Below are 1,517 nucleotides of genomic sequence, written 5' to 3'. Positions count from 1 at the left end.
CGCCCAGCGTCACCGTGTTCTTGAAGCCGCCGTACAAGTCAATTTCAATCGGTGCCGAGACTTCCGGATTGCTGTCGCCCAGCCAGCTGATGCTCGAGTTCCAGTTGCCCAGGTAGAAGCCGCTCGAATGCGTGTAGTCGAACCCGCCCTGGATGGCCGGACGGCGGTTGGTCTGCATCAGGCCGCGGTAGCGATACTCGCTGGCCAGCGTCACGTTGGCGGTGAAAACGTGCGGCGAGACTTCGGCGGCGGCCGCATCCGGCGCGTTCTGGGCAAATGCGGGGGCAGCCAGCAAGAGCGCGGCGCCGGAAAGGGAAACAGCAAGGGAAACGGCGCGGGCGCGTGAAGCGCCAAGGCGAAAGGCAGTCATGGATAACTTGTCTGAAAGGTAAGACATCGATCGGTGGAAATCAGCGAACGCTCGCGCCGGCGATGGCAGCGCGACGACCGGAACAGTACGGGGCCGCGTCTCAAATCGGTGTCAAGAAAGCAGCAGTGCGCCAAGGGATGACGTAAAAATCCACGCGAGGCCGCCGGCGCGCGCGGACAACATGCAGCCAGGGACAGCAATGGCCGCGGAGCGGGCCCGGGGACGCCGGTCATGCACCGCTCCGATAGCCGCCATGCGTTGGCCGTGCTGTTGCGCAAAAGCCGACCGGCCAGTCACCACGAAGCGTCAGATTCCTGTAAGCTGCGAAAAAATTGTGCGCTGCGTTCGGCCCAGGCCGTCCGCATGACAGGACACAAGGGCCAAGGACGTCAGCCCGCGAAAGCAGATCAGCGGCATTGTCAGAATGAAACGAAGCGGTTCTGGTCAGGCGCGTTGACTTGCCGTACACGTCGTACGACAAGTCTCGCCGCATCGCCAGAATCATTTTGACAGCGCCTCAAAGACGCCAGCAAAAAGGAGAAATTGACGATGCACATCGGCATCCCGCAGGAGACGCGGGCAGGTGAGACTCGTGTCGCCGCCACCCCGGAGACGGTCAAGAAGTACGTGACCCAGGGCCATCAGGTCATTGTCCAGTCGGGAGCCGGCGTGCGTGCCAGCCAGCCGGACTCGGCCTATGAGGCGGTCGGCGCCACCATTGGCACCGCGGCCCAGGCACTCGGCGCGCAACTGGTGCTCAAGGTCCGCGCCCCCGACGATGCCGAGCTCGCGCTGATGAAGCCGGGCGCCGCGCTGATCGGCATGCTCAATCCCTTCGACGCAGAGAACAATGCACGCATGGCGCGCGCCTCGCTGACGGCCTTCGCGCTGGAAGCCGCGCCGCGCACGACGCGCGCGCAGAGCATGGACGTGCTCTCCTCCCAGGCCAATATCGCCGGCTACAAGGCCGTGCTGGTCGCCGCCCACCACTACCAGCGCTTCATGCCGATGCTGATGACCGCCGCCGGCACCGTCAAGGCGGCGCGCGTGCTGATCCTCGGCGCCGGCGTGGCCGGCCTGCAGGCCATCGCCACCGCGAAGCGGCTGGGCGCGGTCATCGAAGCCTCCGACGTGCGTCCCGCCGTCA

At 65.4% G+C, this 1,517-nt stretch carries 1 protein-coding gene and 1 pseudogene; one reads left to right on the top strand and one right to left on the bottom strand.

The window, feature by feature from the left end; translation table 11 throughout:
- On the bottom strand, positions 1-370 hold a 370-nt coding region (locus CF70_RS17240), incomplete at its 3' end, for a TorF family putative porin (RefSeq protein WP_035867117.1).
- A gap of 549 nt (positions 371-919) precedes the next feature.
- Between CF70_RS17240 and CF70_RS17235 the strand changes: the two are divergent.
- A pseudogene (locus tag CF70_RS17235) lies at positions 920-1,517 on the top strand (NAD(P)(+) transhydrogenase (Re/Si-specific) subunit alpha); the annotation flags it as partial.

Origin of the sequence: Cupriavidus sp. SK-3, assembly GCF_000611145.1 — a bacterium.
Taxonomy (GTDB): Bacteria; Pseudomonadota; Gammaproteobacteria; order Burkholderiales; family Burkholderiaceae; genus Cupriavidus.
This window is presented reverse-complemented; position numbering and strand designations above follow the sequence as displayed.